We start from the raw sequence: 18,250 nt of genomic DNA, 5'->3' as shown, positions 1-18,250 counted from the left end.
AGGCCGGACGCCGAACGGGCCGGGAGCACGGAGGAGTCCGTGCTCCCGGCCCGTGGCGTGCCCCGCCGGTCAGGCGCGGCGGCAGTCCTTACCGCGCACCCACTTGGGGGTGTTGGCGTAGCCGGAGCCGCCGTGCCTGCTCACGCAGAGCACCTTGTGGTGGCCGTGCCGGGTCTGGATGGTGAACGGCCCGCGGATGTCGCCGCGGCGCGGGGCGTTGATCGCGTGGCACCGGCCGCTGCCGACCGCGGCATGATGGTGGTGGTCGCGGTGGTCCCGCTCCAGCCGGTCGCAGACGTAGCCGCGCTTGTGGTGGTGACCGCCGTCGGGCCCGTCACCGGCGACCGCCGCCACCGGGGCCATGCCCACCAGCGCCGTCGCCATCGCCGCCACCACGGTCAGGGCCCGTGCGCGGCGGGTTGTTGCCGACTTCCTCATCTGGCTGTCCTTTCCTCTTCCCGCGTCTGCTCCGCCCCTGTCGGCGGGACGTCGGGAGATGTGCACTCGCACCGGTTCAGAACAGCAGGCATCGCGGCTTCTGCTCCGGAATCCGCCGTAACGTCACTCTTTGAGCGAGTCCACACCACCCTGTCGGTGGCATTGGCAGCACGCGGAGGAGGGAACGGCGCTCGCCGCCTCGCGCAGGACGCGCAGCGCCACCCTGACCGCCGGGCGACGCAGCAGCCCGTCGCGGGTGACCGCGAACAACCGGCGGGTGGGCGTGGGCTCCAGGGGGCGCAGCACCACCCCGTCGGGCAGCGGCCCCCGCCCCAGCCGGGGCAGCAGGGCGATGCCCAGCCCCGCGGCGACCAGGGCGACCTGGGTCTGGAACTCGGCCACGTAGTAGGCGACATCCGGCTCCTGGCCCGCGGCGCGCAGCGTCGTGTGCAGCCAGTCGTGGCAGACGGTGCCCGGCGGCTGGCACACCCAGCGCCGGCCGGCCAGGTCCGCCGTCCGCAGGGTGTCCAGCGTGGCCAGCGGATGCCCGGCCGGCACCAGCACCTCGCAGGTGTCCACGCCCAGCGGAACGCTGCGCACCCCCTCGGGTGCGGGCATCGGGGTGATGTCCCAGTCGTGGGCCAGGGCCAGATCGATCTCGCCCCTGGCCACCAGCCCCACCGAGAGATGCGGATCGACCTCCGACATCCGCAGGTCCAGTTGCGGGTGGTCGGCGGCGAGTTGCGCCAGGACGCGGGGCATCAGCCCGCGGGCGCCGCTGGGGAAGGCCGCGAGCCGCAGCTGACCGGCGGGGTGCCCCTTGCGCTGCTCCAGCGCGACCTCGGCCTGTTCGACGAGGCCGAGCACCTCCTCCGCGGTCCGCACCAGCATCAGCGCGTCGTCGGTGAGGGCGATCCCGCGCCCCGCCCGCTCCAGCAGCGCGGTGCCGGTCTCCCGTTCCAGCTTGGCGACCTGCTGGGAGACGGCGGACGGGGTGTAGCCGAGCGCCTGCGCGGCCTTCCCCACCGAACCGTGCAGGTGGACCGCGTGCAGCGCACGCAGTCTGGACAGGTCGAGCACGTCTCTGCGCCCCTCTCCGGTTTCCGCGCCCGCACGGCGGGCACGGCGGTCCAGCGGCACGGACGATTCAGTATCGCTGAATCCAACCATGAAGAAGTCTGTGCTGGTACTGAACGGTCCGGCCCGCGACGATCGGAGCATGCGCCTGCGTCCCCTCCACTGCGCCCTCGCCGTCCTCGTCACCGCCGTCTGGGGTGTCAATTTCGTCGTCATCGACATCGGGCTGCGGCACTTCCCGCCGCTGCTCTTCTCCGCGCTGCGCTTCCTGGTCGCCGCGCTCCCCGCCGTCTTCCTCGTCCGCCGCCCCGGCGTCGCGCTGCGCTGGATCGTCGCCGTCGGGCTGGCCCTGGGAGTGGCGAAATTCGGGCTGCTGTTCATCGGGATGCGCGCCGGGATGCCCGCGGGACTCTCCTCACTCGTCCTCCAGGTGCAGGCGGTCTTCACCGCCGTCTTCGCCGCCGCTTTCCTGCACGAACGACTCGGCAGGGTGCGGCTGACCGGTATGGCGGTGGCGCTGGCCGGGATCGCGGTGGCCGGCGCGGGGCAGGGCTCGGCGGGCCCGCTGGGCGGCTTCCTCCTGGTCGTCGCGGCGGCCGCGGCCTGGGGCGTGTCCAACGTGCTGACCCGGAAGGCGGCACCCCCGGACGCGCTCTCGTGGATGGTGTGGGTGAGTCTCGTCCCGCCGCTGCCGCTGGCGGTGCTCTCCCTCCTCTTCGAAGGCCCCGCCGCCGACCTCGCCGCGCTGCGCTCCCTCGACCTCGGCGGGCTCGGCGCCGTCTGCTTCGTCGCCTGGGTCGCGACCCTCTTCGGCTTCGCCGCCTGGGGATTCCTGCTGCGGCACTACGACGCCTCGGCCGTGGCACCCTTCTCACTGCTGGTGCCGGTCTTCGGCATGACCTCGGCAGCGGTGCTGCTGGGCGAACGCATCACCGCGCCGGACGCCCTGGCCGCCGCGCTGCTGATCGGCGGCGTCACGCTGGTGTCGCTGGCGGGACGGCGCGGCGGACGGGGGGTGGCGGCCCGGGCTCCCGCGGCAGCCGCCGCGGAGGCGCCCCCGGACGTGTCCCCGGCAGCCTCCGGAGCGGCGCCGAAGTCCTCGGCCGCGGCGCGGTGACCCTGTTCCTGGCCCGCCGAAGACTGCTCCGGCGGGCCAGTCGGCCCCAACGGCCGGTATCGGACGCGGGGTTCGCGGGCTCCGGCCGCTGCGGGTACGGTCTGGATCCATGACCAGCACCGCCACCCACCCGGACCATCACCGGATCAGCCCGGTCTTCCTCGGTCTCGTCGCGATCATGGCGGTCTCCGGCTGGGCTGTCTGGGCCGGCTGGGCCGAGGTGACGGGCGTCGCCGTGTTCTTCTTCGTCGTCTCCGGATGGATCATCTCGCTGTGCCTGCACGAGTACGCGCACGCCCGGTCGGCGCTGCGGGCCGGAGACGTGTCCGTGGGGGCGAAGGGATATCTGACGCTGAACCCGCTGCACTACACGCACGCCATGCTCAGCATCGTGCTGCCGGTGCTCTTCGTCGTCCTCGGCGGCATCGGCCTGCCCGGCGGTGCGGTCTACATCGAACGCGGCCGGATCAGGGGCCGCTGGCGGCACAGCCTGATCTCGGCGGCCGGACCGCTGACGAACGCGCTGTTCGCGGCCGTGCTCACGGCACCGTTCTGGCTCGGCGCGATGCACGACGTCCCCGTCGCCTTCCGCTGCGCGCTGGCCTTTCTCGCGCTGCTCCAGGTGACCGCCGCGCTGCTGAACCTGCTGCCCGTGCCGGGGCTCGACGGCTTCGGCGTCCTGGAACCCTGGCTGTCGCCCCGCGCCCGGCAGCAGGCGGAGCCACTCGCTCCGTTCGGGCTGCTGATCGTCTTCGGGTGCTTGTGGATTCCGCAGGTCAACGAGGTCTTCTGGGACTTCGTCGACACCCTGCTGCGGGGTATGGACGTCTCCGAACCGGAGACCTATCTGGGGCTGGAGTACTTCCGCTTCTGGGAGGGCGAACCCCAGAACGTGTTCGTCCCCTGAGCGAGCCGCCTCAGACGTCCTGGCGCTCCGCGGGCCGCGCCGTCCTGCGGTGGTAGTACCAGGCCATGTTCGAGGTCAGGCCCGCCAGCAGTACCCACACGACACCGAGCCAGCTCCCGTTGGCGAAGGAGACCACAGCCGCGACGGCGGCCAGGACACAGATGAGGGTCGCGTAGCGGGCGAGGCCCTGGGGCATGCGGCGGGCGGGGGCTGGCATGGCTCGGTCTCCAACGAGGGGTGCGGTGGTGCGCTGCGTACGCACGGACGTGCGCACCGGACATTCTCCCTCACTCCTCCCGGCGCGCGGCGCGCCGCCCGTACAGGACGTCTGCGACGGCCACCACCAGCGCGGCCGCGACGAAACACACGGCGGTGAGCAGACCGTAGTCCAGTGCGGTCGCCCAGTTGCGGCTGCCGGCCAGCCGGGCGAAGAAGACCGCGCCCACCGCGGCGATCCCGGCGGCCGAACCGATCCGCTGGCCGGTCTGGATCACCCCGCCCGCCGCCCCGCCCTGCGCGACGGGCACCGACCGCAGGGCCAGCGTCTGGTTCGGGGAGATGACCAGCCCGGAGCCGAGCCCCGCCCAGAGCATCGGCCCGGTCAGCGCCCAGCCGACCCCGCTGTTCTGCACCTCGTGCACCGCGAGCGCCGCGCCCGCGAGACCGGTCAGCACCAGCCCCAGCCCGACGGCGATCAGCGGACGGCCCACGCGGGTGATGAACCGGCCGCCGATGGCCGACGAGATCGCCGAGCCGACGGCGAAGGGCGTCAGGGTCAGTCCGGCCTGCAGCGCGGTGTAGCCCATGCCGTTCTGCAGGAAGAGGGTGAAGATGAAGAAGATCGTGGTGAACCCGGCGAAGTAGACCAGCCCCAGCAGGGCGCCCAGCGAGTACGAGCGGTCCCGGAAGAGCCGCAGATCCACCAGGGGCTCCCTGCCCCGCCGCTGGTAGACCCGCTCCCACCCCACGAACGCGCAGATCAGCAGCGCGCCGACGGGAACCAGCAGCCACTTGCCCTGCCCGTGCCACTGCCGCTCCTCCACCAGCGGCAGCAGCAGCGCCAGCACCCCCGAGCCCAGCAGCGCCACACCGACCGGGTCGAGGCTGTGCCGGTGCCCGGTGTCGCGCTCGGCGCAGGCGTGCGGCACCAGCCGCAGCGCCAGCAGGAACGCGACGATGCCGATGGGCAGGTTCACGAAGAACACCCAGCGCCAGCCCTCCGCCGCGCCGAAGATCTGGATGAGCAGCCCGCCCAGCAGCGGTCCGACGGCGGTGGACAGGCCGATGGTGGAGCCGAGCAGTCCGAACGCCTTGCCGCGCTCGGCCCCCCGGAAGAGCTGCTGGATCATTCCGGAGATCTGCGGCATCAGCAGCCCGCCGCCCACGCCCTGCACTCCGCGTGACCCCACCAGCCAGCCGGCTCCCTGGGCGAAACCGCAGGCCATGGAAGCGGCGGTGAACAGGACCAGCCCGCCGAGGAAGGCGGTGCGCCTGCCGAGTGCGTCCCCGACCCGGCCGGCGGGGACGAGGACGAGGCCGAAGGTGAGGGCGTATCCGGAGACGACCCAGGAGAGGGCGGACTGCGAGGCGGCCAGCCCCTTCTCGATCGCGGGCAGCGCGACGTTGACGATGGAGACGTCCAGCAGGGACATGAAGCCGACGATCAGACATACCGACAGGGCCTTCCAGCGCCGCGGATCCGGTGTGTACGGCTGCTCGTCCGCCGTCGTCCCGGCCCGCCCGGAGGCGGGTTCGGGCTGCTGTGCCATCAGTGCCTCCCCGGCGGGCGCGCCCCGCGACCCGCCTTCACCGACCCCATCATGGTCGGGGCACGGCCCGCATGTCCGCGACGCGCCCGGGGCCGGGCCTCCGGGCGGACGCGGTGTGCGTGGTCTTCCGGTGCGCGGGCGCGCGCAGCACACGGAGCACACCTCAAGGTATTCAAATTTGACTAGAGTGGGTGCATGGAAGAATCCACCGTTCCGATCCTGCCGTGCCGGACCCTCGAACCGGTTCTGGACTTCTCCACGCCCCTCGGCTTCGAGGTGACCTTCCGGCAGCGGCGCCCCAACCCGTACGCGGTCGTCCAGCGCGGCGGCATCCAGCTGCACTTCTTCGGGCCACCCTCCTGGCCGACGCCAAGAAGGATCTGCCCGGCGCCGCGCGGATCATCGACCGCGCACTCGGAATCCCGGACGAGCGCCCCGCGCCCGGGGAACTGCTGCGACTGCTGGTACTGCGCGCGGACCTCGCGCAGCGCAGCGGGGACACGGAAACCTCGCGCCGGGCACAGGCCGAGGCCGAGGCGGCCGCAGTCCTCAACGAGTGGCTGTGACCAGCGCATTCCCGACAAACCCTAGTCGACCCTGACCACGTACTTGCCCCGCACCCCGCCCGCCTCCAGCGCCCGGTGCGCCGCCGCCGTCTCTTCCAGCGGGAAGACCGTGTCCACCGCCGGCCGCAGCTTCCCCTCCGCCACCTGGCGGGCGAGGTCGTCGAAGAGCGCACGTTCGGGGTTGCCGCTGAAGAAGCGCACCCGTCCGCGTCCGTGGACGGCGCTGGCCGCGATGTAGCCCAGCGAGGCGGCGGGCCGCGTCAGGTCGAAGGAGATGGCGACCATGCGTCCGCCGGGCTTCAGCATCCGCCGTACGGTACGCAGGTCGGTGCCCGCCGTGTCGAGGACCACGTCGAACAGTCCCAGTTCCGCAGGGGACACGGTCCGGTGGTCGACAGCATGGTGGGCACCGAGCGTACGGACGAAGTCGAGGTTGGCAGCGCGGGCCAGGGCCGTGACCTCGGCGCCGTACGCCTGTCCGAGCTGGACGGCGGCGTTGCCGACGCCGCCCGCCGCGCCCCGTACGAGCAGCCGTTCGCCGGGGCTCAGTGCGGCCTTGTCGCGGAGAGCCGTGACCGCCGTGGTGGCCACCGGCAATGCGGCGGCGGCCACGAGGCCCAGCCCGTCCGGGACCCGGCCGAGCCGCTCGGGCCGTACCGTCACGTACTCGGCGGCGCTGCCGAATCCGGAGCTGCGGCCCAGGACGCCCCACACCTGGTCGCCGACCGCAACGCCAGTCGCGCCCGTGCCGAGTGCGGCGATCTCGCCAGTGAAGTCCAGCCCGATGCGCTGCGGGAACTTCCGGCCGGTGACGAGGCGGGCCCGACCGGAACGGGCCGCCAGTTCGCCGCCGTTCACGCTGAACGCGCACACGCGCACGAGGACCTCGCCGGGTGCCGGTCCGGGACGTGGCACCCGGCCCACATACAGCACCTCGGGGCCGCCGAAGCGGTCGAACAGTACGGCTTTCATCATGCGGTCGCCCATCGCTGCGTTCTCACCTTCGCCACCAGTGGCCATGCGGGGGATCGTGGGGCCGAGCGTAGGCTGGCAATCGGACGAGGTCGTCCATATGACCGGAGGTGAGAGACAGCGGTGGGGGAATCCTCTCGGATCGCGGGGCAGGACAGTCTGCGGACGGACGCCCGGCGCAACCGGCAGCGCATCCTCTCGGCTGCCCGCGTGGTCTTCGCCGAGCACGGCATCGACGCGCCCATGGCGACCGTGGCCCGACGGGCGGGGGTCGGCGTGGCGACGCTGTACCGGCGTTTCCCGACGCGGGACGCCCTCGTGCGGGCCACGTTCGCGCACCAGATGGACACCTGTGCTCGGGCGCTCACCGAGGCGCTGGCCGACCCGGAACCGTGGCAGGGCTTCCAGCGGCTGGTCGAGACGGTCTGTGAACTGCAACGGGAGGAACGCGGCTTCCCGGCCGCGTTCGTCGCGGCATTTCCGGACAGCCCACGAGAACACGCGCGAGTACGGGAACAGGCCGAGCGGGACTTCGTGACCCTGGTCCGCAGGGCTCAGGCGGCGGGCGCGCTGCGAGCCGACTTCCACCCCTCGGACTTTGCCGTAGCCCTGTTGTCCCACTGCGGTCTGGTCACCGCACTGCCGGGTGACCGTGCGGCGTCCCGGCGCCTGGTGGCGTATCTGCTCCAGTCGTTCCGCGCCGAGGCAGCCCACGAAGCGCTGCCGGCACCGAGCGCACTGTCGCTGCGCAGTCTTCCGCTCGCGGCCGACGGCTCCCAGGGACAGCACCCCTCCAGAGCCTGATACGAAGCGGCGCCTGCCGCGTGACCCACTTCTTCAGGCGACCGTGCCACTGTCGCAACAGGCCCTAATCGGGGGCCCGGCCCCGGGCCTGCTTCGCGAGCCGGGTGGCCAGCTCCGTCACCTGCTCCTCGGAGAGCCGGGTGCGGTGCTCGCCGATGCTGAGGACGAGGGCGACATCGCCCTCCCCGGTGACCGGCAGCCGCACCGCGGCGACGTTCCCGCTGGAGGTGAGCAAAGCCTCGCCCCGCTTCGCGCGCTGCGCCCGGCCCGCGTAGTCGAGCAGGTCGTCCATGAGGATGCCCGCGTCGTGCTGGATCTGCGGAAGCAGCACGCTGACGGCGTACCCCTTGGCGACACCGACGGTGAAGAGGCGCACCTGCTCCTCGCCGAGGCGGTAGCCGCAGTCCACCAGTGCGCCGTCCGACTGCGCCAGCGGCGAGTCAGCGGCGTCGGGCAGCTCGCCCTCGACCGGGCCGTTCTCGACAGGGCCGTGCACACCCGCCGCACGCGCCGCACCCGCCATGTCGTAGCGGACAGGGCAGCGGGATCCCGGCCCGGCGGCCATCCGCCCGACGGCGGCGACGCTCAGCGGCGCGGACGCGGACTTCTCAGCCCGGCCCCCACCCCGGCCGCCGTCACCGCTGTCGCCGTTCCCGTCGTCGCCTCTGTCGCCGTCCTCGCCCAGGCCGGAACAGCTCGCGAGCACGGCGGCGATCACGACGGCGACCGTCAGGCCGCCGCCGGGGATCCGCCACTTGCCCACCCCGCTCCGCTCCTCAGATGTCGGTGAGCCGCACGCCCGCGTGCGCCTTGTAGCGCCGGTTGACGGAAATGAGGTTGGCCACCAGGGACTCCACCTGGTGCGCGTTGCGCAGCCGCCCGGCGAACACCCCGCGCATCCCGGGGATCCGGGCGGCCAGGGCCTGCACGATCTCGCAGTCCGCCCGCACCTCGCCCAGCACCATCACATCGGTCTCGATCTCCTCGACCTCCGGGTCGGAGAGCAGCACGGCGGACAGATGGTGGAACGCGGCCGTCACCCGCGACTCCGGCAGCAGCGCGGCGGCCTGCTGGGCGGCGCTGCCCTCCTCCGGCACCAGCGCGTAGGCGCCCTTCTTGTCGAACCCGAGCGGGTTGACACAGTCCACCACGAGCTTGCCGGTCAGCTCCTCGCGCAGCGACTCGATCGTCTTGGCGTGCCCCTCCCACGGGACGGCGACGATGACGATGTCGGACTCCCGGGCGCAGGCGGCGTTGTCCGCGCCGCGCACCCCGTGCCCGATCTCGTCGGCGGCCTGCTGCGCCCGCTCGGCGGCCCGCGACCCGATGATGACGGCCAGCCCGCTCCGCGCCAGCCGGTACGCCAGCCCGCGCCCCTGGTCCCCGGTGCCCCCGAGCACCCCCACCGTCATCCCGGACACATCGGGCAGCTCCCAGGGGTCCTTCCTGGGCGCGGCGGCTTTGGCATCGGACGAGGCAGCAGAAGTCATACGGCGCATCCTGCCATCGCTCGCCGAGGGTTACGCGGCGACCACCTCGTGAGGGTGATCACGTCGCCCACCCGCGCGCCGGTCCACCGGCCTCACGAGCCGGACCTCACCCCGCCGACCCGCTCCCCTCCTGGCAGGACAGCTTCCCCACGACCTTTGCCATGACGAGCTCCGCCAGCTTGCCGAACACTTCGTGAGCACGCTCCGGATCCTCGTCGAGAGGAGCGTCCGTACTGACGTCGATCAGAAACCGGGTGAAGTCCTTGTCCGGATCCCCGTTCGGCCGCCGGCAGTCCACAGCGGCAACAGCCCCGCCGGACCAGGTGGCCACCTCGTACGGCCCCTTGTATCTCCGCGGCCTCTCCGGAGTGTTGTGCGCCTTGATCTGCTCATGCGGAGTCGAGGGGGCCACCTCGTCGTTCTGTTTGGCCCAGTAACCGTTCACGTCGACCCTGGGAAGGCCGTCCACCAGGTAGCGACAGCCCTGCGTCGTCACATGCATCTCCCCCCATTCGGCGAGGGAATCCTTCTCCAGCTTCTTCCCTGGACCGAAGAGAGCCGCATAGTTCTCCTGCCCCAGGTCCAGGCCGCACAGGCGCTCAGGGACCGCATACTTCCGCTCGGCTCCGCCGGCGCACGAAGCCAGTACCAGCACCGAGGCGACGGCGATCAGCAGAGCGCCCCGACGGCGCCCGACACCGGTAACGCTCCTACTGGCTCGGGGGCGCGCCGCCGTGCTGCCCGGCAGAGTGGGAGCCCGCCTGAAAAGCATCCAGCGCTCCCTCCACCCGTCATCCTTTCCCGGCGTCCCGCAGCCCTTCCGCACGTGTGCGTGCCGTGACGAAGCGAGCACTTTACCGGCCGGCCCGTCCGCCGGGTCAACCGCATCGGCGGACGGGCCGGTTCCGCGGGGCACCGGTCCCGGGAGGGCTCATCGGCGCTGGCGGGCCGCCTCGTAGAGGGCTGCCGTCGCCGCGCCGGCGGCGTTGAGGGACGAGGCGGCACCGTGCATGGGGATGTGGACGGTGCGGTCGCAGCGCTGTCGCCAGGTGGCGCTGAGGCCGGTGGCCTCGTTGCCGACCAGGAGGAGGAGCGGGCCGGTCAGGTCGGCGTCGAAGAGCGGGGTCTCGCCGTGTTCGTCGGTGCCGACGACGGTGACGCCGCGGCCGGAGAGCCAGTCGTCCACCTGGCGCGGGGAGCCGACGCGGACGGCGGGCAGCGAGAAGAGGGAGCCGGTGCTGGCGCGGACGCACTTGGGGTCGTAGACGTCGGCGGCGTGGCCGCTGACGACGAGCCCGTCCGCGCCGAAGGCGTCCGCGGCGCGGATGAGGGTTCCGATGTTGCCGGGGCTGGTGGGACGGTCGAAGAGGACGCCGAGGAAGGCCGGGCCGACGGGGATGCGGTCCAGGTCGTCCTGCGGCATCCCGGCGACGGCGACGAGTTCGGCGTCGCCCTCCTCGCGCTCGCTGAGTTCGGCCAGCAGCTCGGGGGCCATGGCGACGCGCTCGCCGGGGACGGGCGAGTCGAGGAGTTCGTGCGCCCACTTCGACAGCCTGCGGCCCTCGGCGTACAGCAGGGCGCCGATCGGCCAGCCGGCTTCCACCGCCAGGGAGATCGGGCGGACACCCTGGACCAGGAACTCCCCCGCGCGCTGCCGCTTGGTGCGGTTCGTCAGCAGGGCCTGCCACTGCTGGAAGCGTGCGTTGCGAGTGGTGACCCGGGTACGCCGGTGGACGGTGCGCATCCGGCAGAGAATATCGGGCGCCGGGGCACCCTCCGGTTCTCGTCGGCTCCCGTCGGCTCCCGTCGGCTCCCGTCGGCGCCGCGCGGGCCGCACGCGGTCCCCCGGGCCACTCTCCGGAAACGCCTCACAAGGGGGCAGGGCTGTGCCTTTTCATCGACAGGCGGTGCACCATGTGGAGATCTTGAGACGAGTGGCGCCTCAAGTGGCGAGCAACTGCGGCGGCGTGTTTGTCTTTCTGGGCAGTCGGGCGGAACCGGTGCTACCGGTTCGTGTTCGTCCGGTTTTCCGGACGTGCCCAACGCCCGGTTGATGAGCGCCCCGATCGGCATTTTGTGCCGCCCGGGGCGAGTCCCCCTCATAACCCGAAAGCAATGAAGGGAAGCGCATTCATGCGTCACCAGATCGAGACCGCCGAGCTTGCCGACGCCGAGCTGGACGCCGTCTCCGGCGGCCTGCTGAACGAGACCCTCGGTTCGGCCGCCGGCACCGTCGACGGCGTCGAGGGCCTGGTCGGCAACACCGTCAACGGTGTGAGCACCGACGGCCTGCCGAGCGTCGGCGTCTCCCTCGGCGCTCAGTCCTGACCTCTCGGCCAGGAGACAGGTGTCCTTGACCGACACCTTTCCCGCGTCATCCCGGAAGTGTTCCCAATTCTTCTGACGTGGGGCCATGCATAAGCCCCGGAACCTCGTTCCGGGGCTTATGCGCACGGTCACGTGCCGCTTTCGACATCCCGGTGAACGATCGCGGAAATCGCGTGAAGGAAAGGTAAGGGAAGGTGCCGTGGAGTTCCGCAAGAAGGCGCTTGCCAAGTTGCAGTCGCCCGAAGAACTCGACGTTCCGGTGCGTTTCGCACGGCCGCAGGGCCTGCTCGTCCTCGTCGTCACCCTCGTGGTGATGGCGGCGGGCTGTGTGTGGGCCGTCACCGGAACCGTCTCGTCCAAGCTCACCGCACCCGGCGTCCTGACCCGTGCCGAGGGCAGCTATCTGCTGCAGAGCCCCGTCTCCGGCCAGGTGACCGCCGTGCACGCGGAGGCCGGGCAGCGGGTGGACAAGGGGGCGCCGGTGGTGAGCGTGCACACGGCCCGCGGTGTACGCGCCGTCCGCGCGGTGGCGCGCGGACGGGTGACGTCCCTGGCCGCCGAGACCGGTGCGGTGGTGACCACGGGCGCGGACGTGGCGACCGTCGAGCGCGTCGAGGGGCCGGACGATCCGCTGGTGGCGATGGTCTACGTACCGGCCGACAAGGGCACGACCGTGCGGGTGGGCGCCGCGGTCGACCTGACCGTGGGCTCCGTGTCCGCGGAACGGTACGGCCTGCTGCGCGGCACGGTGCGGGCCGTGGGCCGGACTCCGCAGAGCCGGGAGCAGATCAGCGGCTTCCTGGGGGACGAGGAGCTGGCGCGCACCTTCACCCGCGGGGGCCGTCCGCTGGCCGTCCAGGTACGGCTGGACCGCTCCGCTTCGTCGGCTTCGGGGTACGTCTGGTCCCGGGGCGGGGGCCCCGAGTCGGCGCCCGAGTCCGCGACGCCGGTGCGCGGCGCCGTGCATCTCGCGGCACAGCGGCCCGTCGACTGGCTGCTGCCGTGACCGCTCGTCAGCAGGCCGCCGAACAGGCCCCCGAACCGGGCCCGGAGCCGGGCCCGCGGCAGCGCGCGCAGCAGCACCGGCGCAGGCACCGCGGCGGCGGCACGGCGCCCGCGCCCCGCACCGGACGGTCGCGGACGGCGCCCAAGGGCGGGCAGCGCAGCGTACGGACGCCCACCGTGCTCCAGATGGAGGCCGTCGAGTGCGGCGCCGCGGCGCTGGCCATGGTGCTGGGACACCACGGGCGGCACGTACCGCTGGAGGAGCTGCGCATCGCCTGCGGCGTCTCCCGGGACGGCTCCCGGGCCAGCAGCCTGCTGAAGGCGGCACGCGGCTACGGGCTGACGGCCAAGGGGATGCAGATGGAGCCCGCGGCGCTGGCCGAGGTGCGGGCGCCGGCCATCCTGTTCTGGGAGTTCAACCACTACGTCGTCCTCGACGGGCTCGGCCGCCGCTTCGGCCGCCGCGGCGTGCACATCAACGACCCGGCCCGCGGGCGCAGATTCGTGCCCATGGAGGAGTTCGACTCCTCCTTCACCGGCGTGGTGCTGACCTTCACGCCCGCCGAGGACTTCCGCCGGGGCGGCCGCAGGCCCGGGGTGACGGCCGCGCTGCCCGCGCGGCTGCGCGGCACCTCGGGCGCGATGCTCGCGGCGCTGGTGGCCAGCTTCCTGCTGGTCGTCGTCGGCGCCTCGGTGCCCGCGCTCAGCCGCACCTACATCGACAGCTTCGTCTTCGGCGGGCAGGACTCGCTGCTGAAGGTGCTGTTCACCGCCATGGGCGCCGCCGTCCTGCTGACCGGCGTGCTGACCGCGATCCAGCAGGGCAACCTGCTGCGTGCCCGGCTGATCTCCTCCACACTCAGCAGCGCCCGGTTCCTGCGGCATCTGCTGCGGCTGCCGGTGACCTTCTTCGCGCAGCGCAACCCGGCCGATCTCGTCCAGCGCCTGCAGTCCAACGACACCGTCGCCGAGACGCTGGCCCGGGACCTGGCGGCGGCGGGGGTGGACGCGGTGGTCGTGGTGGGCTACGCGGCGCTGCTGTGGACCTACGACCCGCAGCTGACCCTCGTCGGCGTGGGTGTGGCACTGCTGAACGTGGTGGCGATGCGGGTGGTGGTGCGGATGCGGGCCACCGGCACGCAGAAGCTGCGTGCCGAACGGGCCAAGCTGACCAACATCTCCTACAGCGGTCTGCAGCTCATCGAGACGATGAAGGCGACCGGCGGGGAAAGCGGCTACTTCCGCCGCTGGGCGGGGCGGCACGCCGGCACCCTCGACGTGCAGCAGCGGCTGGGCGTGCCGAGCGCCGCGCTGGCCGTGACCGCGCCCACCCTGGCCACCCTCAACAGCGCCCTGATCCTGCTGATCGGCGGGACGCGGGCGGTGGAGGGAGCCATCACGGCGGGGCTGCTGGTCGCGTTCCAGGCGCTGGTCACCAGCTTCACCGCGCCGCTGACGCGGCTGAACTCGGTGGCGGGCCGCATCCAGGACTTCGCCGCTGACGTCGCCCGGCTCAAGGACGTGGAGACCTTTCCCGCCGATCCGCTCTACACCCGGCGCGAGCCGCCCGCCAGCACCCGGCGGCTGGCCGGGCACGTGACGCTGGAGAACGTCACCTTCGGCTACAACCCGCTGGACAAGCCCCTGCTGAGCGGGCTGTCGCTGGCCGTGGGCCCCGGTCGGCAGCTCGCGCTGGTCGGCGGTTCGGGCAGCGGCAAATCCACCGTCTCCCGCCTGATCGCCGGTCTGTACACGCCGTGGGAGGGCGCCATCCGCATCGACGGGCAGCGGCTGGAGGACCTGCCGCGCGGGGCGCTGGCCGCCTCCGTCTCCTTCGTCGACCAGGACGTGTTCCTCTTCGAGGGCACCGTGCGGGACAACGTGGCGCTGTGGGACCCCTCGATCAGCGACGACGCGGTGGCGGAGGCGCTGCGGGACGCCGCGCTGCACGAGGACGTGGCGCGCCGCCCCGGCGGCCTGCACAGCCGGGTCGAGCAGGACGGCCGCAACTTCTCCGGGGGCCAGCGGCAGCGGCTGGAGATCGCCCGCGCACTGGTGCGGCGGCCCAGCATCCTGGTGCTGGACGAGGTGACCAGCGCGCTGGACGCGGAGACCGAGGCCGTCATCATCGACAACCTGCGGCGGCGCGGCTGCGCCTGCGTGCTGATCGCGCACCGGCTGAGCACCGTGCGGGACAGCGACGAGATCGTGGTGCTGGACCGCGGCACGGCGGTGGAGCGGGGACGGCACGAACAACTGCTGGCCGCGCGGGGCCCGTACGCGCGACTGGTCGAGGAGCACTGAGGCATCCGGTGACGTACGCCCATCCGGCCGGGGGCCCGCCGCGGCACCCCGCGGTGGACCCGGCCGCGGACCCCGCGGTGCACGGCGCGCCGCACCACACGGCGCCCGGCACCGGTACCGGCACCGGTACCGGCACCGGCACGGTGACCGACGTGGTGATCGCGCACTTCGGGCAGCTCGGCGAGGCGGTGGCGCACACGCCCGGCGGCGGACCGGAGCTGGAGGGGCCGCACGTGCTGTGGCTGGTGGCCGGCGGCGCCATGGACGTGTTCGCGGTGGACGCCGCCGGGCAGGGCCACTGGCACTTCCTGGGACGGCTGGCGGCGGGCACCCTGCTGCTCGGCCCCGTCCAGGGACCCCGGCACACGCTGGTGGGACGCCCGGTGCGCGGCGCCGTGCTGCGCCGGATCCCGCTGCTGGAGCTGTTCCCGCAGTATCAGGAGGGGTACGGCCCCGGCGGATACGCCGGCCACGACACCGGCGCGTACCCGGCCTACGGCACCGCCGGTGCGGCGGCGTACGGCGACCAGGCCGGGCTCGGCCCGCTGGAGGACGCCTTCGTGCGGGGCGTGGGGCGCGGGCTGCGGGCGCTGTTCGAGGCCCCGCTGGACGGCCGCCCCGGGCACGAGCGGTCCGGAGCCGGGCAGGACCCGGCGACCGACGACGACATCCTGTGGATGCCGGTGGCACCGGGCAGCGTGCGGTACGGGACCGCGGGCGAGCTGCTGGTCGACGGGGCGACCTGGCAGCTCATGGTCGACCAGCTCGCCCGGCTGCTGTCCACCCTGGACCGCTGGATCGACCAGCTGGAGCGCGCCCACGAGGACCGCACGGCCGCCGGGATGGAGGCGGGCGAGACGGTACGCGCCGAGGCCGACGAGGCGCTGCTCGCCTCGATCGACACCTCGGCACGGAGCGGTCCCGGCGGCGCGGGAGAGCGCACCGAGGACAGCACGCTCGCGGTGTGCCGGGCGGTCGCCGAGGCGGCCGGAGTCACCCTGCGGCCACCCCCCGAAGGGCTCTCCCGGGACGACCGCATGGACCCCGTGGAGCGGCTGGCGCTCACCTCGGGGCTGCGTACCCGCCCGGTGAGGCTGTCCGGGGACTGGTGGAAGGAGAACGCCGGACCGCTGGTGGGCCACCGTGCCGCGAGCGGCGCGCCGGTGGCGCTGCTGTGGCGGCGCGGCCGGTACGAGGCCGTGCAGCCCGGCAGCGGCAGCCGCTGGCGGATCGGCCCGTCGAACGCGGGCGCCTTCGCGCCGCGCGCGGTGATGTTCTACCGGCCGCTGCCCGAACAGCCGCTGCCCGCCCGGCGGCTGCTGCGGTTCGCGCTGCACGGCGCCCGCGGCGACCTGCTCACGCTGGTGCTGAGCGGGCTCGTCGCGGTCGGCCTCGGTGCGCTGGTGCCGGTGGCCACCGGGCAGGTGCTCGGCGCGTACGTACCGGCCGCGGAGAAGGGTCTCATCGTGCAGGCCGCCCTCGGGCTGGTGGGCACGGCGGTGGTGGCGGCGGCGTTCATGCTGCTGCAGAACACGGCACTGCTGCGGCTGGAGGGCCGGATCGAGGCGAGTCTGCAACCCGCGGTGTGGGACCGGCTGCTGCGGCTGCCCACGCGGTTCTTCGCCGAGCGCTCCACCGGGGAGCTGGCCAGCGCCGCCATGGGGGTGAGCGCCATCAGACGGGTGCTGTCGGGCATCAGCTCGACCGTCGTGCAGTCCGGCACCCTGGCCGCGGTCAACCTGGTGCTGCTGCTGGCCTACAGCGTGCCGCTCGCCCTCGCGGCGCTGGGGGTGCTGACGGTCGTCGCGGCGGTGTTCGCCGCGACCGGGCTGTGGCAGCTGCGCTGGCAGCGCCGGCTGGTGAAGCTCAACAACAAGCTGAACAATCAGGCGTTCCAGACGCTGCGGGGGCTGCCGAAGCTGCGGGTGGCGGCGGCCGAGTCGTTCGCGTACGCGGCCTGGGCCACGGAGTTCGCCCGCAGCCGGGAGCTGCAGCGGCGGGCCGGGCGCATCCGCAATCTGAGCACGGTCGTCAACGCGGTCTATCTGCCGCTGGCGATGCTGCTGCTGTTCGTGCTGCTGGCGGGTCCGGCCCGGGGCACCCTGTCCCCCAGCGGGTTCCTCACCTTCACCACCGCCATGACGCTGCTGCTGACCTCCGTCACGCAGTTGACCAACGCGCTCATCTCGTGTGCGGCCGTACTGCCGATGTACGAGCAGCTCAAGCCGGTGCTGCGGGAGCTGCCCGAGGTGCGCGGCGGCAGCGTGCAGCCGGGCACGCTGTCGGGCGCGCTGGAGGTGCGGGACGTGGCGTTCCGCTACTCCGAGGACGGGCCGCCGGTCCTGGACGGCGTCTCCTTCCGGGTGGAGCCCGGGGAGTTCGTGGCGATCGTGGGGGCGAGCGGCTGCGGCAAGTCGACACTGCTGCGGCTGCTGATCGGCTTCGAGCGGCCGGTCTCCGGCGAGGTGCGCTACGACGGGCAGGACCTCTCCTCGCTGGACCAGGCGGCGGTGCGCCGCCAGTGCGGGGTCGTCCTGCAGAACGCGCAGCCGCACGCGGGCTCCATCCTGGAGTGCATCTGCGGTGCCGAGACCTTCCCGCTGGAGGAGGTGTGGGAGGCGGCGCGCAGGGCGGGCGTCGCCGAGGACATCAAGGCCATGCCGATGGGGCTGCACACCATGCTGTCCGACGGCGGCGGCACCGTCTCCGGCGGCCAGCGGCAGCGCCTGATGATCGCGCAGGCGCTGGTGCGGCGCCCGCGTCTGCTCTTCTTCGACGAGGCCACCAGCGCGCTGGACAACGCCACCCAGCGCGTGGTCACCGAGTCCACCCGGGAGCTGCGGGCCACCCGGATCGTCATCGCCCACCGGCTGTCCACGGTGCTGGACGCCGACCGGGTGATCGTCATGTCGCGGGGGCGGGTCGTCCAGCAGGGCGCACCGGCGCAGCTGCTGGCCGACCCGGACGGACTGTTCCACGAACTGGTGCGCAGGCAGCGGTAGGGGTTGCGGTGAGCGTTGTGGTCAGGTGCGGCCTCGGTTTCCCGCCGGACCTGCGGTGTCCCTTCACGTACGACGCACGGCGACGGGCTCGGGCCGGTGAACGGCCTGCAACTGGTCGCCGTACCGGTAGACGACGAGGGGTGGTTGGCCGTCCTCCTGGACCTTGAGCCGGTAGATGAACGGCGCGGGTCCCGTCACCTGGATGATCTCCCCCGTCCTCCCGGTCTTCCTGTCCTGCGCCGCGTCACCCACGGCCCACATCTCACACACTCCGGAGCCGTGATTCGGTCGGCGCGTGCTTCCGGTGCAAATGTGCGCCAAAGAGCGCTTCGAGGTCAGCCCGCGACTTCGGGTCCCAGGCAGCCCTGCTGATCATCATTCGGAACCATTCACAGTCCTGACAGGGCACCGACTGCTCCTGCTGAGAACCCTCTTGCTCCATGCTTCCCACCTGCTGCGGTAGTTGCTGGC

18 protein-coding genes are annotated in these 18,250 nt (G+C 72.8%); 8 read left to right on the top strand and 10 right to left on the bottom strand.

Features of this window, described 5'->3' with window-relative positions:
• Nucleotides 1-69: 69 nt before the first annotated feature.
• Together A949_RS0124410 and A949_RS0124405 are read right to left on the bottom strand one after the other, a co-directional pair.
• Nucleotides 70-438 carry a hypothetical protein gene (locus tag A949_RS0124410; protein WP_051019614.1) on the bottom strand — a complete coding sequence of 123 codons (369 nt, stop codon included), beginning with the start codon at nucleotides 436-438 and terminating at the stop codon, nucleotides 70-72.
• Nucleotides 439-561: 123 nt separating this feature from the next.
• Nucleotides 562-1,518, bottom strand: coding sequence for a LysR family transcriptional regulator (locus tag A949_RS0124405; RefSeq protein WP_019358665.1), 957 nt, complete (start codon nucleotides 1,516-1,518; stop codon nucleotides 562-564).
• A 145-nt stretch (nucleotides 1,519-1,663) separates the two neighbouring features.
• On the opposite strand from A949_RS0124405, the gene A949_RS0124400 reads away from it, so the two are divergent.
• Nucleotides 1,664-2,632: an EamA family transporter gene (locus A949_RS0124400; RefSeq protein WP_037707518.1), complete on the top strand. Its 969-nt coding sequence runs from the start codon at nucleotides 1,664-1,666 to the stop codon at nucleotides 2,630-2,632.
• A gap of 109 nt (nucleotides 2,633-2,741) precedes the next feature.
• Nucleotides 2,742-3,539, top strand: coding sequence for a site-2 protease family protein (locus A949_RS0124395; RefSeq protein WP_019358663.1), 798 nt, complete (start codon nucleotides 2,742-2,744; stop codon nucleotides 3,537-3,539).
• A 10-nt stretch (nucleotides 3,540-3,549) separates the two neighbouring features.
• Here the strand turns inward: A949_RS0124395 and A949_RS0124390 are convergent, their stop codons facing one another.
• Together A949_RS0124390 and A949_RS0124385 are read right to left on the bottom strand one after the other, a co-directional pair.
• Complete coding sequence (locus tag A949_RS0124390; RefSeq protein WP_078534171.1) at nucleotides 3,550-3,756, bottom strand: hypothetical protein; 207 nt, start codon at nucleotides 3,754-3,756, stop codon at nucleotides 3,550-3,552.
• A gap of 70 nt (nucleotides 3,757-3,826) precedes the next feature.
• Nucleotides 3,827-5,308 (bottom strand): MFS transporter, encoded by a 1,482-nt coding sequence (locus A949_RS0124385; protein ID WP_019358661.1) that lies wholly within the window; start codon nucleotides 5,306-5,308, stop codon nucleotides 3,827-3,829.
• Nucleotides 5,309-5,532: 224 nt separating this feature from the next.
• Here A949_RS0124385 and A949_RS38265 point away from each other — a divergent pair, with 224 nt between their 5' ends.
• Nucleotides 5,533-5,874 carry a hypothetical protein gene (locus A949_RS38265; RefSeq protein WP_158687631.1) on the top strand — a complete coding sequence of 114 codons (342 nt, stop codon included), beginning with the start codon at nucleotides 5,533-5,535 and terminating at the stop codon, nucleotides 5,872-5,874.
• A gap of 21 nt (nucleotides 5,875-5,895) precedes the next feature.
• Here A949_RS38265 and A949_RS0124375 read toward each other — a convergent pair whose 3' ends face one another.
• A complete protein-coding gene (locus A949_RS0124375) occupies nucleotides 5,896-6,861 on the bottom strand; it encodes an NAD(P)-dependent alcohol dehydrogenase (protein ID WP_019358659.1) in 966 nt (321 codons plus the stop codon).
• Between the two features lie 108 nt (nucleotides 6,862-6,969).
• Here A949_RS0124375 and A949_RS0124370 point away from each other — a divergent pair, with 108 nt between their 5' ends.
• Nucleotides 6,970-7,650 carry a TetR/AcrR family transcriptional regulator gene (locus A949_RS0124370; protein WP_019358658.1) on the top strand — a complete coding sequence of 227 codons (681 nt, stop codon included), beginning with the start codon at nucleotides 6,970-6,972 and terminating at the stop codon, nucleotides 7,648-7,650.
• 64 nt (nucleotides 7,651-7,714) lie between these two features.
• Here A949_RS0124370 and A949_RS0124365 read toward each other — a convergent pair whose 3' ends face one another.
• The 4 genes from A949_RS0124365 to A949_RS0124350 form a co-directional block, all read right to left on the bottom strand.
• Nucleotides 7,715-8,413 (bottom strand): hypothetical protein, encoded by a 699-nt coding sequence (locus tag A949_RS0124365; protein ID WP_019358657.1) that lies wholly within the window; start codon nucleotides 8,411-8,413, stop codon nucleotides 7,715-7,717.
• Nucleotides 8,414-8,426: 13 nt separating this feature from the next.
• Nucleotides 8,427-9,140, bottom strand: a complete 714-nt coding sequence (gene npdG / locus A949_RS0124360) for an NADPH-dependent F420 reductase (protein WP_026004990.1) — start codon at nucleotides 9,138-9,140, stop codon at nucleotides 8,427-8,429.
• Nucleotides 9,141-9,246: 106 nt separating this feature from the next.
• Nucleotides 9,247-9,795, bottom strand: a complete 549-nt coding sequence (locus A949_RS0124355) for a hypothetical protein (RefSeq protein ID WP_158687630.1) — start codon at nucleotides 9,793-9,795, stop codon at nucleotides 9,247-9,249.
• 276 nt (nucleotides 9,796-10,071) lie between these two features.
• Nucleotides 10,072-10,884: a TrmH family RNA methyltransferase gene (locus A949_RS0124350; protein WP_019358654.1), complete on the bottom strand. Its 813-nt coding sequence runs from the start codon at nucleotides 10,882-10,884 to the stop codon at nucleotides 10,072-10,074.
• A 389-nt stretch (nucleotides 10,885-11,273) separates the two neighbouring features.
• Between A949_RS0124350 and A949_RS0124345 the strand changes: the two genes are divergently transcribed.
• The 4 genes from A949_RS0124345 to A949_RS0124330 all read left to right on the top strand — a co-directional run bounded on the left by A949_RS0124345 (nucleotide 11,274) and on the right by A949_RS0124330 (nucleotide 17,779).
• Entirely contained in the window at nucleotides 11,274-11,468 is a 195-nt protein-coding gene (locus A949_RS0124345; protein ID WP_019358653.1) for a hypothetical protein, read from the top strand.
• Nucleotides 11,469-11,667: 199 nt separating this feature from the next.
• The gene (locus A949_RS0124340) at nucleotides 11,668-12,474 is read left to right on the top strand and encodes a DUF2118 domain-containing protein (RefSeq protein ID WP_019358652.1); all 807 of its coding nucleotides are present in this window, start codon (nucleotides 11,668-11,670) and stop codon (nucleotides 12,472-12,474) included.
• On the top strand, nucleotides 12,471-14,777 hold the full coding sequence (locus tag A949_RS0124335; RefSeq protein ID WP_019358651.1) for an NHLP family bacteriocin export ABC transporter peptidase/permease/ATPase subunit: 2,307 nt from the start codon (nucleotides 12,471-12,473) through the stop codon (nucleotides 14,775-14,777). Before A949_RS0124340 ends, A949_RS0124335 begins: the two co-directional genes overlap by 4 nt.
• Before the next feature lie 143 nt (nucleotides 14,778-14,920).
• Nucleotides 14,921-17,779 (top strand): NHLP bacteriocin export ABC transporter permease/ATPase subunit, encoded by a 2,859-nt coding sequence (locus tag A949_RS0124330; protein WP_051019618.1) that lies wholly within the window; start codon nucleotides 14,921-14,923, stop codon nucleotides 17,777-17,779.
• A 63-nt stretch (nucleotides 17,780-17,842) separates the two neighbouring features.
• Here A949_RS0124330 and A949_RS0124325 read toward each other — a convergent pair whose 3' ends face one another.
• Entirely contained in the window at nucleotides 17,843-18,040 is a 198-nt protein-coding gene (locus tag A949_RS0124325; protein WP_019358649.1) for a hypothetical protein, read from the bottom strand.
• Between the last annotated feature and the right edge of the window lie 210 nt (nucleotides 18,041-18,250).

The organism is Streptomyces sp. AA1529, assembly GCF_000280905.1.
GTDB lineage: Bacteria > Actinomycetota > Actinomycetes > Streptomycetales > Streptomycetaceae > Streptomyces.
Note: the sequence above shows the minus strand (reverse complement) of the source record. Positions and strands in the feature narration are given on the sequence as shown.